Raw genomic sequence first — 17,264 nt, 5'->3', positions numbered from 1 at the left:
GGTCAGGGGCGGTTCAGATAGGCGAGTCCGGGATGGGCCTTCGTATACCCGTCGACGAGTCGGCGGGCGACCGGGACCGAGTCGACGAGGGGGTGGAGTGCGAAGGCCTGTACGGCGGTGGCGCGTGAGCCGGTTGCCGCCGCGTCCATGACCGCGCGTTCGACGGCCTTGACCGCGGTGACCAGGCCGACAGCGTGATACGGAAGGGGGTCGACGGCCACGGGATGGGCGCCGTTGGCGTCGACCAGGCAGGGGACTTCGATGACGGCGTCCGCATCGAGCACGGACAGTGTGGTGCGGTTGCGGACGTTGAGGATCAGGGACGTCCGCTCGTTGCGGGCGACGGCCCGCATGAGGGCGAGGGCGACCTGTTCGTATCCGCCGGACTCCAGATCGCTCTCGTCCCGCTCGCCGACCCCGGCGACCTCCCTGTTCTCCGACATGTAGGTGGCCTCGCGTTCGGCGCGGGTACGGTCCCAGGTCGGCAGGGCGGGGTTCGCGGGGTCCCTCATGCGGGCGTAGAAACCCTCCTGCTGATCGCGGAGGAAAGCGCCCCGGGTCTGCTCGGCGTCCTGGTAGGCGCGGACGGCTTCCCGGTTGAAGTAGTAGTAGTGCAGGTACTCGTTGGGGATCGCACCGAGTGAACGCAGCCAGTCGGTGCCGAAGAGCTTCCCCTCCTCGAACGAGCCCAGCAGCTCCGGGTCGGCGAGCAGGCGCGGCATTTCGTCACGGCCGTCGATGTGCAGCCCGCGGACCCACCCCAGGTGGTTGAGGCCGACGTAATCGATCCAGGCACGGTCGGGCTCGGCGCCCAGGGCCCGGGCGATACGGCGGCCGAGGCCCACCGGCGAGTCGCAGATGCCGATGACCCGGTCACCGAGGTGATGTGACATGGCTTCGGTGACCAGGCCCGCCGGGTTGGTGAAGTTGATGACCCAGGCGTGCGGGGCGAGCCGGGCGATGCGGCGGGCGAGGCCGTCCGCGACGGGGACGGTGCGCAGCCCGTACGCGATGCCGCCCGCGCCGACCGTCTCCTGACCGAGCACACCTTCGTCGAGGGCGACCCGTTCGTCGGCGGCACGGCCTTCGAGGCCTCCGACACGGATGGCGGAGAAGACGAAGTCGGCGCCCCGCAGCGCCTCGTCGAGCTCGGTGGTGGCCAGAACGGTGGGTGCGTCCGGCACCCCCTCGGCCTGATCGGCGAGGACGCGGGCGACGGCGGTGAGCCGGTCGGCGTCCGTGTCGTAGAGGGTGACGGCGGTGACGCGGCCTTCGGCGTGGTCGGCGAGCAGCGCCCCGTACACGAGGGGGACCCGGAATCCGCCGCCGCCCAGAATTGTCAGCTTCACGCTTCCGCATGGTACGGGGCGCGAAGCTCCGTACCGTGCCCGCCGCCATCGCCGCGGCAGCGCGCGGGCCGGTGGGCCCGGACTCCGAGGTCCAGGTCCACCGGCCCGTGAGACCGCGTATGCCGACCGTGCCGGCCGTTGCGCGGACGGGTCAGGTCAGTAGCCGCTCCACCAGCGCGTCACCGCGCGCCACAGCCTCGCCGGTGCGGCCGGCCTGCGCTGGTGCGGAATCCGGCCGGCTGCCTGCTGCCCGGCAGCCGTGCCATCGGGCGTCGTCTCGGTCTGCACGCCGCCCCCGTGCACGGCACCGGTCCCGCCGGGTGCAGCCTGCGCCCCTGCGCCGGCCGGAACGGACGAGGGCGCCGGAGTGCGCAGGGGCGGTGTGTGCGGGACCGGCGACTGCACTTCCCAGTTGTCGCGCGACGGATTGCGCCGGCCTGTCGACGGCGGTTCGTTGTCGTCCTGCGGCGGGCGGGCGGCGAACTCCGCGGGCAGTTCCACGAGATGCCGGGACATGATGTTCCCGATCCACTGCAGCTCGTTCTCGTCGACGGTCAGCTCGAGGTCCGGCAGGCGCATCAGCAGGGCGTCGACACCGACGTCCGCGATCGCTCGCCCGATGTCCTGGCCGGGGCATTCGTGCGGGCCGCCACTGAACGCGAGGTGGGCGCGGTTGCCCTCCATGTTGGCGGCGAGGTCGGGCCGTACCACCGGGTCCGTGTTGGCGGGGGCGATGCCGACGATCAGTGCGTCGCCCTCCCTGATGCGCTGGCCGCCGAGCTCCGTGTCGCCGACCGCCCAGCGCCCGAACACCGCGGTGAACGGTGGCTCGTCCCAGAGCGTCTGCTCGACCGCCTCCGGCACCGTCATGTGGCCGCCGCTGAGCCTGGCCCGGAACCGCGGGTCGGTGAGCACCATCCGCAGCACGTTGGCGATCAGGTTGGCGGTCGCCTCGTACGCGGCGATGAGGATCAGCCGAAGATGCTCGGTGACCTCCGTGTCGGTCATGCCCGCGGGATGCTCGACGAGCCAGGTGGCGAAGTCGGAGGCGGGTTCGGCCCGGCGCCGTTGGACCAGCCGGTTCAGCGCCGCAACGACATAGGCGTTGCTCGCGACAGCCGTCGCCGTGCCCCGGGTCATGTCGCGGGCGGCCTGCACCATCCGGTCGTTGTACTCCTCGGGCATGCCGAGGATCGCGCACATCACCATCATCGGCAGCCGCTCGGCGAACTGGCTGACCAGGTCGACACGGCCTTCCTGGCAGAAGTCGTTGACGAGCCGGTTGCTGTAGCGGTTGATGTGGCGGCGCACGCCGCGGTGGTCGATGCGCGCCATGCTGTCGGTGACCGCGCCGCGCTGCCGTTCATGGGTGGCGCCGTCGGCGAACACGCACACCGGCTGCCAGGTGAAGATCGGGGCCAGCGGGTGGTCCGGGGCCACACTGCCGTCCTGCAGGGCCCGCCAGCGCCGGGAGTCGCGGGAGAACTGCGAGGGGGTGCGGGTCATGTGCAGGTTCTCGCTGTGCCCGAGCACCAGCCAGGCGGGTACATCCCCGTGCAGCAGGACCGGTGCCACCGTGCCGTGTTCGGCGCGGAGCTTGTCGTACAGCCCTGCGGGGTCCCGCTCGGCCTCGGGGCCGTAGAACCGGCGGAGCCCGCCGGGTCCGATACCGAGTCCGTGGGCCGGGCACTCGGGCGGTGGAACCGGCCCAGTGGCCGCTCCGGGCTCGTAGTGGAAAGGGGTTGTCACGATCGCTCCAGGGATAAGGCTGTCAAGATCGGATGAGTACGGGCGAGGCATCGAGCGGGTGCCAAGAGGGTGTCCAGCGGGGTGCGTGTGGGGGCGGGCACAGCGCGGTGGGGTGGCGTCAGCCGAGCGGGACGGCCAGGCTGTGCAGATAGCGCATCAGGGTCATCAGCACATCGCGGCTGGACATGCGCAGTCTCGCGTCGCAGTCGATCATCGGGACCTCGTCCGGCAGGTCCAGGGCACTGCGCAATGCCTCGACCGAGTGCTTCGGGGCGTCCGGGAAGGTGTTGACGGCGACGACGAACGGCACTCCGCGCTCCTCCAGACGCCCGATGACATCGAAGCTGACCTCGAGGCGCCGGGTGTCGATGAGGACGACGGCGCCGAGGGCGCCCTCGAAGAGGCCGTTCCACAGGAACCAGAAGCGTTCCTGGCCCGGGGTGCCGAAGAGGTAGAGGATGAGCTCGTCGCTGATGCTGATCCGGCCGAAGTCCATGGCGACGGTGGTGGCGGTCTTGCTCTCCACCCCGAAGTTGTCGTCCACGCCGACGCCGGCCTGGGTCATGGTCTCTTCGGTGGTCAGGGGCCGGATCTCGCTGACGGAACCCACCATGGTCGTCTTGCCGACCCCGAACCCACCGACTATCACCACCTTCACGGCCGCGGTGGCCGTGGTGGGCAGGATGTCCTCGGTCCTGGGGCCGGTGATCGTGTCAGAGTTTCTGAAGTCCATGCATCACCGCTTCGAGAAGAGACCTGTCCGGGAGTGTGGCGCGGACAATGGGCGCGCGCGATTCGATCAGTTCGGTCGTGAGGAGATCGGTGAGGAGCGAGGTCACCACGCTGAACGGCAGGCTGAGGTAGGCCGAGATCTCGGCGACGGATAACGGCGCCTGGCAGAGCCGCAGGATCACGGCCTGTTCGGGCTGGACCGTCGGCGTCGGTTCCACCTTCGCAACGACCATCGTGACCAGGTCGAGCGCCGCCCGCTCGCTGCCGTCGGGATCGCCGGTGATCACGTACAACCGTTCCGGATCGCTCAGTGCCGGATCGGTCCTTCGGCGTTCTCGTCGGGGAGCACTCATCCGGCCTGCCCGTCATGACGCGGCGGGCTCGTGAGGTGGGCGCCGATCCGGACGACCATGTCGCGCATCCGTGCCCCGACGAGTCCCGCATCCACCGTCTCTCCGGCGAGGACCGCAAGGTACGCACCGGTCCCGGCAACCATCAGGTAGAAGAAACCGCCCGTGACTTCGATGACGACGAGCCGCATCATGCCGTCGCTGTAAGGGATTTCGGAGGCGACGGCGGCGGCCAGGCTCTGCAGTCCGGCGCAGGCGGCCGCCAGCCGGTCGGCGACATCGGGGTCGCCGCCGTGCCGGGCGATGCGCAGGCCGTCCGCGGAGAGCACCACGATCTGATGGATGTCAGGAACGTCGTCGGCCAGCTCCTTGAGCATCCAGTCCATATTGCCGCGTTGCTGGATCACTTCAGGTCTCCCTTGTCCCACGCATCGTCAGAGTCTTCGCCGGTCTTCGGCTCCTGCGGCACGCCGTTGACGGCGTTGGTGAATGCCTCCAGCCAGAGTCCGGGCGGGGGCTCCTTGGCGCTGTCGCTCCCGTTGCGGTGGCCGTTGCGCTGTCCTGCGGCGGGGGCGGCGGGCTGCGCGGGGAGATTGTGCGAGCCGAGCGGTGCGCGGCCGCGGCTGCGGCGCTGCGGGAGGCCGCCGGCGGTCCATTCGGTCACCACCGGGGCGTCGTCCCCCATGGCGGACGCGGGGGCGGCCGGCCGGGGGTCGGAGGCGACCGGTCCGGTGGCCGGGCGGGATTCCACGGGGAGAGGCTGGCGGTGCTTGCTGCGCGGCGGAACGACATGCTTCATGTTCGAGAGGTCGATGTCGCTGGTGGGCCTCGACGTGGCGCCGATGCCGTGGGCGATACCGGGGGCGGGGCCTGTGGTGATCATGGCGCGGGGCACGATGAGTACGGCGCGGACCCCTCCGTACGCGGACTGCCGCAGCGAGACCTGGAGGTCGTACATCCGGGAGAGCCGGCCGACGACGGCCATACCGAGTCGCGGGGACTCGCCGAGGTCGTTCATATTGGATCCGGCCTGGGCCCTGGCGAGCATGTTCTCCGCCCGTTCGCGGGCCTCCTCGCTGAGGCTGACGCCGCCGTCCTCGATCTCGATGGCGATGCCGGTCTGCACCTCGACCGCGGTGACGTGTACCCGGGTCTGCGGCGGCGAGTAGCGGGTGGCGTTGTCGAGGAGCTCGGCGCAGGCATGGATGAGCGGCTCGACCGCGGTGCCGATGATGGCGACCTTGGCGATCGAGTGCAGATCGACGCGCGGGTACTCGAGGATCCGGGACATGGCGCCGCGCAGCACACTGAACAGCGGTACGGGCTTGGGCCATTGGCGGCTGGGGCGGGCGCCGCCGAGCACCGCGATGGAGTCGGCGAGGCGGCCGATCAGCGCGGTGCCGTGGTCGATGCGCAGCAGGTCGTCGAAGACGTCGGGGTTGCGCCCGTGGTGCTCCTCCATCTCCCGCAGCTCGGAGGCCTGGCGGTGGACGATCGCCTGGACGCGCCGGGCGACGTTGACGAAGGCGCGCTGCGCGGAGTCACGCATCGCCTCCTCGTTGTCGATGATGTTCAGCACCGTGCGGACAAGGGCGCGTTGGGCGTCGGGAAGGTCGCGGTACGTCTCGTCGGCGTCGATGACGTCGCGCAGCACCTCGTCGGGCGAATTGCCCACCCGGAGCCGGTGGATCGCGGCCGGCAGCAGCTCCTTGCTGATCCGAATGGCCTCTTCGTCATGGGTGGCGAGGCGGTGTTCCAGGACGGCGAGGCGGCGTTCGTACTCGGCGCGCTGCCTGCGCATCGCGCGTCCGCGGCGGGCGAGCACGACGGCGAGTGAGGCGACCACGACGGTGGCGACGGCTCCACACCAGACGACTGGTATCCGCGCGGGCTCGGAGACCAGTGCCGCGGCGGCGGCGGTGGCGCCGGCCATCAGGAGCACGGGGAGCAACGCGGCGCGAGCAACGGGGACTTCTCGGTCGATCGGTGGTGATTCAACTCGAACCATCTAAGACCTCTGGCGGTTGATTCGGGAGATATGCGCACATCAGGGGTGTGCAGGAACAAGCGCTCGAATTCATCTCAACTCGACTTCTCTGCGCGTGAGCTTAGCCAGATAGAAACAGTGCTTCGGCATATTCACCCAACCCCCTGCGCGGGCGCTCCGGCGGTAATACACTCACGAGTTTTTGCACGCACCGCCTTCGGCCGCGCACAAGGAGTGACGTGACGCCGAAGCGCGAGGACAGCACCCCTTTACGTACCCCTCTGCGGACATTGTCGGGACTCACTTTCGAAGAGGGGACGGTGAGGGACGAAATTGCCGAACGCACCGATGCTCGAGTGGCCCATTCAGTCCCACCCCGAGGAACGCAAGCACATGCGATCGAAGAGGATCCGAAGTAGAAACATGACCGGCGGACGAGGGCACGGCACAGGAGTGAGAGTGGCGGGCGGTGCCGGCGGAATCGGCGCGCGGCCCACGGCCGGATCGACATCCTGATCGACAACGCCGGGATCACCGGCCCGATCAGGCCCGCGCACGAGGCGACGGAGAAGGAGTTCGACACCCTCTTCGCCTGCACGATCTTCTACGCGGGGCTCGGCCCCCCTGCCGTCGGCGCCGCGCTGCTGATCACGTACCAGGGGATGGCGCCGGCGATGAACGAGGGCGCGGTGGGCTGCGTGCTGATCCTGGCCGTCCGTCCACGGGTGGGCCGACGGCCGGAGCGGGCCGTCTGGCAGCCGTCGCCCACGCGCGCGAAGTGGGGGTCCGGCGTCTGGGTCAGCGCCGGACCCCGCCGATGCGTCCCTCCAGCTGGACCAGCAATTCGCTGAGCTGCGCGCTGAGTTCGCCACGGGTCTGCTCGTCGAGGCCGGAGAGCACGGCGCGTTCGTACGCCAGCTGCCGGGGCAGCAGTTCGTCGACCAGGGTACGCCCCTCCTCGGTGAGACGGACGTGTGCGACGCGGCGGTCGCGGTCGTCGCTGCGACGGTCGACCAGGCCGCGCTCCTGGAGGGTCCGGAGGCGCTTGGTGACGGCGGCACCGGAGGAGAACGTCTCCCTGGCCAGCTCACCGGGGGTGAGCTCGCGGTCGGTACGCCGTACGGCGCCCAGCAGGTCGAACTCGGCGCGGGAGAGTCCGGCGGCGCGCAGCGGGGCGTCCTCCGCCTGCTGGAGCAGGGCGGCGCAGCGGTTGATCCGGCCGATGAGTTCCATCGGTCCGGTGTCCAGCTCCGGGTTGACGGCGTGCCACTGCCGTACCACCGAGGCGACGATGTCGTCGGTCACACCGCTCCGTTCTCCGGGACGGGGGCGATGAGCCCCTGCCGTGTTGCTGTCGCCGCGAGCGTACGGTGTCCGGCCTGCTCGGCCGCGAGAATGTGCTCCTCCGGCAGGGCGCGCTGCCACCATTCGCCGGCTGCCGTGTCGCCGGCCTCGCGCAGTTCGACGAGCGATCCCGTCAGTCTGCGACGGGCGGCATCGAGGGCAGCGGGCGCGGGCGACGGGGCGGCGATGGTCTGTACGGCGTGGTCCCGGGCCCGGTCGGTGGCGGCGAGGGCCCGTTCCAGGCTTCCGGTGGCCCGTCGGTTGGTGACGGCCATGGCGGCGAGCATTCCGACGGCGGCGCCGATGACGGTGTCCAGGACCCGGTCGCCGATGAGCTCTCCGGCCGGGTGCGTCCCGCCGAACTCCAGGACGAGGAGGGCCATCGGGGTCACGGCGATGGAGCCGAGCCAGTAGTTGCGGGTGATCAGAGCCTCTGCGGCGAAGTTGAAGAGCAGGCAGCAGCCGATGAGCGCGAGCGGGCTTGTCCGGGAGACGGGGAGGACGGCGGCGAAGACGAGCACGCCGAGGAGGTTGCCGAGGGTGCGCTGCAGGGCGCGGTTCCAGGAGAGCGTGACATTGGCCTGATAGAGGGAGGCGGCGGTGACGATCGCCCAGTAGGGGCGGCCGACGCCGACGGCCATCGAGACATATCCGGCGAGGGCGCAGCCGATGAGGGCGCGGGCGGCGACGGGCAGCAGCGGGGAGCCGGGGGCGAGTGAGCGGAGCACCGCACGGCGGGCGTCGCGTCGGCTTCCCGTCCGCCGGGCGGCCCGCTCGGCCTCGATCCCGAAGAGCTCCTCGGCGGTGCCGGGGGCGGGCGGCGGAGTGGGGACGGGGCCACGGGCCCGGGTCTGCCCGGCCCAGGCGCGGAGCCGGTCGGGGTCGGCGACGGGGGCTCCGGTGTCGTGGTCGCGGGTGCGGGTGCGGACCGTCGTAGGGGCGAGCTCGGTGTCGCGGTCCGCCGTACGGGCGTGGCCGCCATCCCCGGTGCTGCTGCCCGGACCGGCGTGGCGGCCGGGGTGTGCGCCCAGGGCGCCCAGGGCGAGCGTGGCTTCGGCGTGGACGACGAGCCGCTCCAGCTCCCGGCGTACAGGGGTGGGGCGCCCGGCGACGAGCAGTGTCTGCCAGGCCGCGTGGACGGCGGCGGCCGCGGCGTGCCGGGTGCGGTGCCCGGGGTCGTCCGCGTACGCGGCGGCAGCGGCCAGGGCGCGGGCGGTCGCGCGCCGCTCCGGGCCCTCCCGGCGCAGCAGCGCGGGTCCGACGGTGACCAGCCAGGAGACCGCGCCCGCGGCCGCGGTGAGCGCCAGGTGTCCGGGCACCTGGCCGAGGTGCTGCGGGGCGAAGAGTGCGGCCGAGGTGACGAAGGTGAAGATCACCGGCCCGGGCGGTCCGATGCGGGTGGCGTCGCAGAGCGCCTTCTGCCCGGCTGCGAGCAGCGCGCCGACGGCGATCAGCACGGCGGTCGAGTCGGTGAGCGATGCCGTGACCAGGGATATCGCCATGCCGACGAGCATGCCGACGACGACTCCGGCGACAGTACGGGCGCGGCGGGCGTACGGGAGGCTGTGGCCGTACAGCGCACAGAGCGAGCCGGCCATCGTGTACATCACAAGGTCGAGCCGGCCGAAGGCGAGGAGCACCAGATTCGGTACGGCGGAGGCGACGACCACGCTCAGTGCCGGCTTGAACCACATGTCCGAGGGGCGGGTCAGGCGCAACGGGCCGACCAGGGGAAGCCTGCGGACTGCGGACTGCCGGGTACGAAGGGTTGAATCACTCACCCACATACTTTAACAGGTATTACACTCGTAAAACAGTTTCCTCGATGCCGCGCCGCGCTGGCCCCGCTCCCCGGCCGGTCATAGCGTGCGAGAACACAGGTGCCTCCCACACGTCCACGCAGTGACAGAGGGAACAGGGGAAACGGAATGAAACTCACCAAGCCGGTGTCCGGCGGTCCCTGCTGGGTCGAGCTGAGCACGCCCGACATCCCGGCAGCCAAGGCGTTCTACGCGGCGCTCTTCGGCTGGCGGTCCGAGACCGATCCGCGCGAGGAGGCCGGCGGCTACACGCTGGCACACCTCGGCGATGCGCGGGTCGCCGCACTCAGCCCGGTCTATCAGCCGGGGCAGCCACCCGCCTGGACGGTCTCGTTCGCCACCGAGGACACAGATGCCACGGTCGGCAAGGTGACGGCGGCGGCCGGCTCGCAGCTGGTCGGCCCGATGGACGTCTTCGACCAGGGGAGGTTCGCGGTGGTCGCGGACCCGTCCGGCGCGGTGTTCTCGCTGTGGCAGGGCCGGGCCTTCGCGGGCGCCGACCTGCTGAACGAGCCGGGCGCGCTCGGCTGGGTCGAACTCGTCACCCGAGAGGCCGATACCGCGCTCTCCTTCTACCCGGCGGTCTTCGGCTGGACGGTCAACGCGTCGCAGACGTATCCGCAGTGGGGCGTGGACGGCGCCGACTTCGGCGGCATGCTGGTGATGGACGACACGTTCCCGCCCGAGACACCGCCGAACTGGCTGCCCTATTTCGCCGTGACGGACGTCGACGCGACCGCGGCCACCGCGCAGGGTGCGGGCGGCGAGATGATGTTGCCGCCGACGAACGTCCCGGACGGCCCACGGATCGCGGTGGTACGCGACCCGCAGGGAGCGGTCTTCGGCATCCACCTGGCGGGCGAGGAGGGCTAGGGGTGTCCGGCGGATCACGGCCGGGGCCGGGGCGATCACCCGGATCGGACTCCCGGCACTGACGGCCCTGTCCGTGCCGGAGGCCCGTTGCTGGAGTCGCTGGACGCGAAGCGCCGGGCCACACTGATCGCGACGCCCACGGACCGGCGCACCCATCGATTCGGCATCTGTCTGCACGGCGCCGGCGAAACGGTCCTCCTGGAGTTCAGCTGATGTACGAGAGCGATGCCGGCCTGCTCGCCCCCGGGCGGGCCGGCTCCCCCGCCGAGGCCACCACCGGCGACCGCGCCTTCCTTCAGGCGATGCTCGACGCCGAGGCCGCGCTGACCCGCGCCCAGTCCGCCTGCGGACTCGCCCCCGCCGGAGCCGGGCGGGCGGTGACGGACACGGCGGACGCCGGCCGCTTCGACGTACGCGATCTGGCGCTGCGGGCCCGCTCCGACGGCAATCCGGTCATTCCCCTGGTGGCAGACCTCACGGCGGCTGTTCCCGAGGACGCCCGGCCCTACGTGCACCGGGGGGCGACCAGCCAGGACATCCTCGACACGGCCGCGATGCTGGTCGCCTCGCGGACGCTGGCAGCGGTGCTCGACGATCTCGAGCGGGCGGCGGGCGAGGCGGCACGGCACGCGGCCACGCACCGCGACACACAGATGGCGGGGCGCACACTCACCCAGCACGCCGTGCCGACCACGTTCGGGCTGAAGGCTGCGGGGTGGCGCGCGCTGATCCTCGACGCCCGGGACCGGCTGGCTGCGGTACGGGCGTCACTGCCCGCCCAACTGGGTGGCGCGGCAGGCACATTGGCGGCTTTTTTCGCCTTCTCCGCCACGTTCTCCGACTCCTCCGCCGGGCAGGGTGAGGTCGACGGACCTGCTCTGGTCGCCGCCTACGCGCGCGAAGTGGGTCTGGTGGAACCGGTGTTGCCCTGGCACACCCTGCGTACCCCGATCGCCGATCTCGCCGGTGCGCTCGCCTTCACCGCGGGCGCTCTCGGCAAGGTGGCCGCCGATGTGCTCACGCTCTCCCGCACCGAGATCGGCGAGGTCGAGGAGGAGCAGGGCGGCGGTTCGTCCGCCTTGCCGCACAAGGCGAATCCGGTGCGCGCCACGCTGATCGCGGCGGCCGCCCGCCGTGCGCCGGGCCTGGCGGCGACCCTTTACGGCTCACTGGCCGCCGAGGACGAGCGGCCTGCCGGGGCGTGGCACGCCGAGTGGGAGCCGCTGCGCGCTCTGCTGCAGCTCGTCGGCGGCGCCACGCTCGAGGGCGCCGCACTCCTGGCCGGGCTGCGGGTCGTCCCGTACGCCATGCGGGAGAACCTCCAGCTCACCGACGGTCTGATCGTCGCGGAGCGACTGGCTGCCGTGTTCGCCGACCGGATCGGCCGGGCCCGGGCCAGGGAGGTGCTCGCAGATGCGGCGGACCGGGCTCGATCCGAGACGACGGACCTCGCCGATGTGCTCTTCGACGTCCTTCGCGAGGAACCCGAGCTCGCAGGCCTCGATCTGGCGGAGCTGGCCGACCCCACCCGGTACACCGGATCCGCGGGCCTCCTCACCGACCGGGCACTGGAACGCCGATGACTGCTCCGCCGCGACCGCCTGCCGCACCTTGGTATGCGGCCTGCCGGACAGGGCGATCACCACGCTGCCACCCCTAGGGTGCGTCGGGACAGACCCCCCGACCGGCGGCGATGCTCGAACCGTCGCCCCGGATCCGGGCATGGATGTGCATGTCGTGCCAGCCGTCGGCGTGCAGATGACCTCGCCGCCGGGTGCCCTCCAGCGCAAAGCCCGACTTGGTCGCAACGCGGCAGGACGCCTCGTTCATGACCGAGTGGGCGAGTTCCAGACGCTCGAAGCCGACCTCGTCGAAGGCCCAGCGCGCCACGGCGGCCACGGACCGGGGTGCGACGCCCTGCCCGCGGGCGGCGGGCAGGGTCCAGTAGGCGCATTCGGCCTGGCCGATGCCCAGCGTCAGCGAGCGGAGCGAGATCCGTCCGAGCAGTTCCTCGGCTCCGTCGGGCGCGCCGTTCCTCGGGCGGACGACGGCCCAGTGGACACCGGTCTCGGCGTGCCAGGCGTCCTGCCACTGTTCGATCCAGTCGCGGGCCTCCTCCTGGGAGTCGGCCCGCCGCAGATGCCAGCGCTGGATCGCCGGATCCGAGAAGGCGGCGTGAACGGCGGGTGCGTCGGTGTACTCCCACGGCCGCAGGCGCAGATCGCCGGCGACCGGCAGGGCGGGTTGCGCACCGTCCGCGAGACGGCCGGAAGGGATGTGGGGCGGCACCAGGTAGGGCATGGCCGTCATCGTCCCACCGAGGGGGCGCCCGACCCGGGAAGCGGCCATGCGACCTGCCCGGGACGAGGGTCCGCCCGCGCACCGTACACATAGGTACGGATGCGCGCCGTGCGGAAGGGCTCCCTGGTCAGCCGAGGCCGCGGGCGTCCTGCTTGAGGGCGGTGTCCACGGTCAGCGCCGTCGCCACGACGAGGCTCAGCAGCGGCTCGGGCAGCTGGTAGTGGATCTGCAGCACGTAGTTGTCCGCCGTCGTGAACAGCGTCTTCGCGAGGCCCTCCCAGGTCTTGGTGATCCGGGCGATCTCCGCGTCGTTGTGATCGACGATCGCGAAGTTCCAGGCGCGCCAGTTCTCCGCCTTGATGGCACCGATCTGCTGACCGTCGACCATGATGGCGAAGTTGATCTTGCCGATGGCATTCTGCTGGACGATCTCGCCGACCGGGCTGCCGTCCGGGCGCTGCACGACGACCCGGGACTTGATGAACTTCGCCGGGCGGGTCAGGAGCAGCTGCGGCTGGCCGTACGCGTCACGGATCTCAAGCTTGTGGGTGAGGTACTGGTCGATGCTGGAGACGAACCGCAGCACCTTGCGCAGTGCGCTCTGGCCGACCTGGAGGACCGAGCCGATCGTGTTGCCGTGCTGGTCGAAGACGCTGTACTCGTTCGTCACCTCGATCAGCTTGGCCTTCTGGTTCACGACCAGGACCTGCTGATTGAAGAGCGAGGCGCCACCGGGGACACCACCTTGCTGAGGCTGCGCCATCTGCTGAGGGGCGGCCTGCTGATGCTGGGGGGCGGCCTGCTGCTGGGGCACCTGTCCCTGGGCCGGCGCCTGGGGCTGCTGTCCGCCGGCCGGGTTGGTGTGCTCGGTCCACTGGGAGCCGTCCCAGTAGCGCAGCAACTGGGGCGCGCCATGCGGATCCGGATACCAGCCCGCAGATACGTTCGAGTGCGTTGTCACCGAGGCACACTATCCCGCCGGTCCAGCAGCGGAACCCTCAACTGCCACATCCACAGCCTCCCCACACTCCTTGAAATTTCACACACCGCTACCATGTCGGTGATGACCAGGCTCAGTGAACGGACCGGCGCGCGGCGCGGTGACGCCCGTGTGTCCACCGTTCTCGTCTGGCTGTTCGCCCTGCTCGCCGCGGTCTCGTGCTGTTCGCTCGCCGAGCCCGGCGCGGCCACGCACCGCACCATGACCGCGACCGCGGCTCCGGCTGCGGTCACGGCTCCCGGCGCGACTCCCCCGCCGACCGCGCGCATCGTCGTCGTGGCCGAGGCCGCGGGCGGCCGTGGCGCCGGCAGTTCCTGCCACGACGTCTCGGAGCATGCGACACCCGTCGTCCTGCCCGCCCAGGCCGCTCCCGTCGCGCTCCCCGCCTCGACGGTCACCGCCCCGGAAGGCCGACTCACCGGCGCCACCGGTATCCGCGGCCCCTCCAACGACGCCGTGGACGCCGTCGATCGTCTCCGCCTCCAGGTTCAACGGACTTAGAAGCAGGCCCAGTTCTTCCGCCTGCCCACTTTCCGTACATCGTGTTGAACCCGAGGACTCCCCATGGCTTCCGCCAAGAAGCAGAACACCCCTGCCGCCGCGCGCCGCGCCAAGCTGGATGAGGCCCGCCGCAAGGAGCGGGCCCGCGAGCGCCGCAACCGCATCATCACCATCGCCGCATCCCTGGCCGTCATCGCCGGACTCGTCGCCGGCGGCGGCTATCTGATGTCCGCCGCCGACAAGCAGGACCAGGCCGAGGAGCAGGCCAAGTCCTCCCCCGTCCGGGGCGAACGGAGCTGGGACGAGCTCACCCAGAACCATGTCCAGAAGAAGGTCGACTACCCGATGAACCCGCCGGTCGGCGGGGACCACAACCCGGTGTGGATGAACTGCGACGCCGACGTCTACACCGAGCCGGTCCCGGACGAGAACGCCGTCCACTCACTGGAGCACGGCGCCGTCTGGGTCACGTACAACGGGAAGGCGAAGCCCGCCGACATCAAGAAACTCGCCGACCGCGTCGCCAGGACGCCGTACTCCCTCATGAGCCCGGTGAAGGACCAGGGCGCCCCGCTCATCCTCAGCGCCTGGGGCGAGCAGGTCACCGTGAAGAGCGCGACCGACGCACGCGTCGCGCAGTTCTTCACGAAGTACGTCCAGGGGCCGCAGACCCCGGAGCCGGGCGCCGCGTGCACCGGCGGGATCGCCCAGTGACACCCCCGGTACGCACTCCGTGGCGGATGGGTGCGGCGGGAGCTGCGGTACTGCTGCTGGCCCTGGGGCTGGTCGCGCTGATGCTCGTACGTCCGACCTCGTCGTCCGCTCCGCAGGAGGCGAACCGGGCGACCGAGCCCGCGGACGCCTCGGTCGATGCCGGGTTCGCCCGAGACATGTCGATCCACCATCAGCAAGCGGTCGAGATGTCGTTCATCGTCCGTGACCGGACGGCCGACGAGGACGTACGACGGCTCGCGTACGACATCATCAACACCCAGGCCAATCAGCGCGGCATGATGCTCGGCTGGCTGGACGTGTGGGGCCGCGCCAAGAGCTCGAGCCGCCCGCCCATGGAGTGGATGGGCCACGCCGTCGAGCCCAGGGGCGACGGTTCGCTGATGCCGGGCATGGCGACCGACACCGAGCTGGACGCGCTGCGGGCGGCGAAGGGCAAGGACGCCGAGGTGACGTATCTCAGGCTGATGACCGTGCACCACCGGGCCGGTGCGGAGATGGCACAGGCGGCGGCCGCCGGGGCCGGCACCGAGGAGATCAGGAACCTGGCGGCGGGCATGGTCCGTGGCCAGCAGTCGGAGATCGCGCTGATGGCGGACATGCTCAAGGAGCGCGGCGCCACGGCGTGAGCCGGACGGTCCGGGCTCGGTGATCCCTTACACAGGAGACCCCCGAGCCCGGTCCGGAGCCTGCTCCGGACCGTACTGACGTACGGCATCGCATAGGCTCATCAGCGATATGAAGAGCAACCTCACGACGCTGGGGCCCAAGGCCGACAAGGACACCGTGCGACGGAGCAACCTCAGCCTGGTGCTGCGTGCCGTCCGTGACGAGGGCGACCGCGAGGCGACCCGGGCCGGGGTGGCCGCGCGCGTGGGGCTGACCCGGGCCGCCGTGTCCTCCCTGGTCGAGCAACTGCTCGACAGCGGATTCCTGACCGAGTCCGGCAAGACGTTCAGCGGGCAGGCCGGACGCCCCGGCACCGCACTCAAGGTGGCACGCACCGGCCCCGCCGGGCTCGGTGTGGAAGTCAACATCGACTATGTGTCGGTGTGCGTCGTCGATCTGGCCGGCACCGGCCGGGTCCGGCTGACCGAGCACCTCGACAACCGGGGCGCACCGCCCGCCGAGGTGCTGGCGCGGGCCGCCGGGATCGCGGCGCGCACCCTGGACTCGGCGGCCGAGCAGGACCTGTTCCCGGTCGGGGTGGCGCTCGCACTGCCCGGTCTGGTGTCCGGCGGCACGGTGCGCCAGGCACCCAACCTGGGCTGGCACCAGGTTCCGGCCGAGGAGCTCTTCTCGGCTTCGCTCGCCGCACTGCGCCCCGGCTGCACGGAACTGCCGGTGAGTTCGGAGAACGAGGCCAATCTGGCGGCGCTGGCCGAGCTCTGGTTCGGCGGGCTCGACGAGGTGCGCAGCTTTCTGTACCTGACGGGTGAGATCGGCGTCGGCGGCGCCCTGGTCATCGACGGTGAACTGCTGCGCGGCGCGCACGGGTTCGCCGGGGAGATCGGGCATGTGGTGGTCGACGCGGACGGTCCGGAGTGCCGGTGCGGTTCGCGCGGCTGCCTGGAGCAGTACGCGGGACAGGCGGCGCTCCTGCGGGCGGCCGGGATCGAGGAGACCGGCCGCGGCATGGGAGTGGCCGAGCTGGAGCGGCGCACGCGGGCCGGGGACGAGCGGGCGGTGGCTGCGGTGGCCGAGGCCGGCCGGATGCTGGGGCGGGTGCTGTCCGGGGCGGTGAATCTGCTCGACCCGGACGCGGTGGTGCTCGGCGGGATCTACCGGAGCCTGATGCCGTGGCTGTCGGCGCCCGCCGACGAGGAGCTCACGGGCAGGGTGGTGTCCGGGCTGTGGTCCCGCAGCGGCGGGCGGCTGCGCGCCTCGTCCGTCGCGGGCGATGCCGCACGGGGTGCGGCAGCGCTGGTGATGCAGGACGTACTGGCCGACCCCGCGGCGTACGCGGCACGGGCGGCGGGCTGACAACGGGGTGTGCGGCCGCCGGACCTGGCTCCGGTCCGGCGGCCCCGCCCCCTGGCCTCAGCGGACCCCGAGCAGGTGGTCCAGCGCCAGCTGGTCCAGCGCCTCGAACGCCATGCTGCGCTCCGCCGCCGCGGTCACATCGAAGTCCTCGTAGGCCGACCGGTCGGCCAGCAGCCCCGCCACGCCGTCCTCGGCGGTGGGCTGGGCCAGCTCGTCGAGCCGGGACGCGCGCAGCGCCTCCCGGACGTCCGGGTCGGCGCGGAAGGCGGCGGCGCGCTCCTTGAGGATCAGGTAGTTGCGCATGCAGCCCGCGGCCGACGCCCAGACACCGTCGTAGCCCTCGGTCCGCGGCGGCTTGAAGTCGAAGTGGCGCGGGCCCTCGTAGTCGGAGGTCTCCAGGAGGTCGACGAGCCAGAAGGCCTGGCGCAGGTCGCCGGCGCCGAAGCGCAGGTCCTGGTCGTACTTGATGCCGGACTGGCCGTTGAGGTCGATGTGGTAGAGCTTGCCGGCCCACAGGGCCTGCGCGATGCCGTGCGGGAAGTT

At 71.4% G+C, this 17,264-nt stretch carries 17 protein-coding genes and 1 pseudogene; 7 read left to right on the top strand and 11 right to left on the bottom strand.

All coding sequences use genetic code 11. The annotated features are described in order from the left end of the window. Positions 1 to 2: 2 nt before the first annotated feature. From ABZV38_RS22265 to ABZV38_RS22230, 8 genes are all read right to left on the bottom strand, one after another. Positions 3 to 1,349, bottom strand: coding sequence for a 6-phospho-beta-glucosidase (locus ABZV38_RS22265; protein WP_356329482.1), 1,347 nt, complete (start codon positions 1,347 to 1,349; stop codon positions 3 to 5). Between the two features lie 156 nt (positions 1,350 to 1,505). Next, positions 1,506 to 3,098, bottom strand: a complete 1,593-nt coding sequence (locus ABZV38_RS22260) for a cytochrome P450 (protein WP_356329480.1) — start codon at positions 3,096 to 3,098, stop codon at positions 1,506 to 1,508. A gap of 118 nt (positions 3,099 to 3,216) precedes the next feature. Beyond that, positions 3,217 to 3,831, bottom strand: coding sequence for an ATP/GTP-binding protein (locus tag ABZV38_RS22255; RefSeq protein WP_356329478.1), 615 nt, complete (start codon positions 3,829 to 3,831; stop codon positions 3,217 to 3,219). Continuing rightward, positions 3,812 to 4,183, bottom strand: coding sequence for a DUF742 domain-containing protein (locus tag ABZV38_RS22250; RefSeq protein ID WP_356329476.1), 372 nt, complete (start codon positions 4,181 to 4,183; stop codon positions 3,812 to 3,814). Before ABZV38_RS22250 ends, ABZV38_RS22255 begins: the two co-directional genes overlap by 20 nt. Then, positions 4,180 to 4,587, bottom strand: a complete 408-nt coding sequence (locus tag ABZV38_RS22245; RefSeq protein ID WP_356329475.1) for a roadblock/LC7 domain-containing protein — start codon at positions 4,585 to 4,587, stop codon at positions 4,180 to 4,182. The genes ABZV38_RS22250 and ABZV38_RS22245 overlap by 4 nt, the downstream gene beginning before the upstream one ends. After that, positions 4,584 to 6,188, bottom strand: a complete 1,605-nt coding sequence (locus ABZV38_RS22240; protein ID WP_356329473.1) for an ATP-binding protein — start codon at positions 6,186 to 6,188, stop codon at positions 4,584 to 4,586. Before ABZV38_RS22240 ends, ABZV38_RS22245 begins: the two co-directional genes overlap by 4 nt. A 777-nt stretch (positions 6,189 to 6,965) precedes the next feature. Further along, the gene (locus ABZV38_RS22235; RefSeq protein ID WP_356329471.1) at positions 6,966 to 7,472 is read right to left on the bottom strand and encodes a MarR family transcriptional regulator; all 507 of its coding nucleotides are present in this window, start codon (positions 7,470 to 7,472) and stop codon (positions 6,966 to 6,968) included. Beyond that, positions 7,469 to 9,292, bottom strand: coding sequence for an FUSC family protein (locus tag ABZV38_RS22230; protein WP_356329470.1), 1,824 nt, complete (start codon positions 9,290 to 9,292; stop codon positions 7,469 to 7,471). The genes ABZV38_RS22235 and ABZV38_RS22230 overlap by 4 nt, the downstream gene beginning before the upstream one ends. A 147-nt stretch (positions 9,293 to 9,439) precedes the next feature. Here ABZV38_RS22230 and ABZV38_RS22225 point away from each other — a divergent pair, with 147 nt between their 5' ends. The 3 genes from ABZV38_RS22225 (at position 9,440) to pcaB (ending at position 11,787) form a co-directional block, all read left to right on the top strand. Then, positions 9,440 to 10,204, top strand: coding sequence for a VOC family protein (locus tag ABZV38_RS22225; RefSeq protein WP_356329469.1), 765 nt, complete (start codon positions 9,440 to 9,442; stop codon positions 10,202 to 10,204). A gap of 87 nt (positions 10,205 to 10,291) precedes the next feature. After that, positions 10,292 to 10,417 (top strand): hypothetical protein, encoded by a 126-nt coding sequence (locus tag ABZV38_RS22220; protein WP_356329467.1) that lies wholly within the window; start codon positions 10,292 to 10,294, stop codon positions 10,415 to 10,417. Further along, positions 10,417 to 11,787: a 3-carboxy-cis,cis-muconate cycloisomerase gene (pcaB, locus tag ABZV38_RS22215; protein WP_356329465.1), complete on the top strand. Its 1,371-nt coding sequence runs from the start codon at positions 10,417 to 10,419 to the stop codon at positions 11,785 to 11,787. The genes ABZV38_RS22220 and pcaB overlap by 1 nt, the downstream gene beginning before the upstream one ends. A gap of 73 nt (positions 11,788 to 11,860) precedes the next feature. On the opposite strand, the gene ABZV38_RS22210 is transcribed toward pcaB, so the two are convergent. Together ABZV38_RS22210 and ABZV38_RS22205 are read right to left on the bottom strand one after the other, a co-directional pair. Beyond that, entirely contained in the window at positions 11,861 to 12,505 is a 645-nt protein-coding gene (locus ABZV38_RS22210; protein WP_356329463.1) for a GNAT family N-acetyltransferase, read from the bottom strand. A gap of 127 nt (positions 12,506 to 12,632) precedes the next feature. Next, positions 12,633 to 13,466, bottom strand: coding sequence for a phospholipid scramblase-related protein (locus ABZV38_RS22205; RefSeq protein ID WP_356329461.1), 834 nt, complete (start codon positions 13,464 to 13,466; stop codon positions 12,633 to 12,635). 102 nt (positions 13,467 to 13,568) lie between these two features. Here ABZV38_RS22205 and ABZV38_RS22200 point away from each other — a divergent pair, with 102 nt between their 5' ends. From ABZV38_RS22200 to ABZV38_RS22185, 4 genes are all read left to right on the top strand, one after another. Further along, entirely contained in the window at positions 13,569 to 14,006 is a 438-nt protein-coding gene (locus tag ABZV38_RS22200; RefSeq protein ID WP_356329459.1) for a hypothetical protein, read from the top strand. Positions 14,007 to 14,069: 63 nt separating this feature from the next. Then, positions 14,070 to 14,720 carry a DUF3105 domain-containing protein gene (locus ABZV38_RS22195; protein WP_356329457.1) on the top strand — a complete coding sequence of 217 codons (651 nt, stop codon included), beginning with the start codon at positions 14,070 to 14,072 and terminating at the stop codon, positions 14,718 to 14,720. Positions 14,721 to 14,746: 26 nt separating this feature from the next. Then, entirely contained in the window at positions 14,747 to 15,367 is a 621-nt protein-coding gene (locus ABZV38_RS22190; protein WP_356329561.1) for a DUF305 domain-containing protein, read from the top strand. 109 nt (positions 15,368 to 15,476) lie between these two features. Further along, positions 15,477 to 16,721 (top strand): ROK family protein, encoded by a 1,245-nt coding sequence (locus tag ABZV38_RS22185; RefSeq protein ID WP_356329455.1) that lies wholly within the window; start codon positions 15,477 to 15,479, stop codon positions 16,719 to 16,721. A 57-nt stretch (positions 16,722 to 16,778) separates the two neighbouring features. On the opposite strand, the pseudogene ABZV38_RS22180 reads toward ABZV38_RS22185, so the two are convergent. Then, positions 16,779 to 17,264 (bottom strand): annotated as a pseudogene (locus ABZV38_RS22180) (xylose isomerase); the annotation flags it as partial.

Source organism: Streptomyces sp. NPDC005181, from assembly GCF_040608395.1.
Taxonomy (GTDB): domain Bacteria; phylum Actinomycetota; class Actinomycetes; order Streptomycetales; family Streptomycetaceae; genus Streptomyces.
Note: the sequence above shows the minus strand (reverse complement) of the source record. Positions and strands in the feature narration are given on the sequence as shown.

Coding starts and splice junctions, on each gene's coding strand:
- ABZV38_RS22210 (WP_356329463.1), bottom strand. CDS start 12,505: ATGCCCTACCTGGTGCCGCCCCACATCCCTTCCGGCCGTCTCGCGGAC.
- ABZV38_RS22185 (WP_356329455.1), top strand. CDS start 15,477: ATGAAGAGCAACCTCACGACGCTGGGGCCCAAGGCCGACAAGGACACC.
- ABZV38_RS22250 (WP_356329476.1), bottom strand. CDS start 4,183: ATGAGTGCTCCCCGACGAGAACGCCGAAGGACCGATCCGGCACTGAGC.
- ABZV38_RS22240 (WP_356329473.1), bottom strand. CDS start 6,188: ATGGTTCGAGTTGAATCACCACCGATCGACCGAGAAGTCCCCGTTGCT.
- ABZV38_RS22200 (WP_356329459.1), top strand. CDS start 13,569: ATGACCAGGCTCAGTGAACGGACCGGCGCGCGGCGCGGTGACGCCCGT.
- ABZV38_RS22225 (WP_356329469.1), top strand. CDS start 9,440: ATGAAACTCACCAAGCCGGTGTCCGGCGGTCCCTGCTGGGTCGAGCTG.
- pcaB (WP_356329465.1), top strand. CDS start 10,417: ATGTACGAGAGCGATGCCGGCCTGCTCGCCCCCGGGCGGGCCGGCTCC.
- ABZV38_RS22255 (WP_356329478.1), bottom strand. CDS start 3,831: ATGGACTTCAGAAACTCTGACACGATCACCGGCCCCAGGACCGAGGAC.
- ABZV38_RS22190 (WP_356329561.1), top strand. CDS start 14,747: ATGGGTGCGGCGGGAGCTGCGGTACTGCTGCTGGCCCTGGGGCTGGTC.
- ABZV38_RS22195 (WP_356329457.1), top strand. CDS start 14,070: ATGGCTTCCGCCAAGAAGCAGAACACCCCTGCCGCCGCGCGCCGCGCC.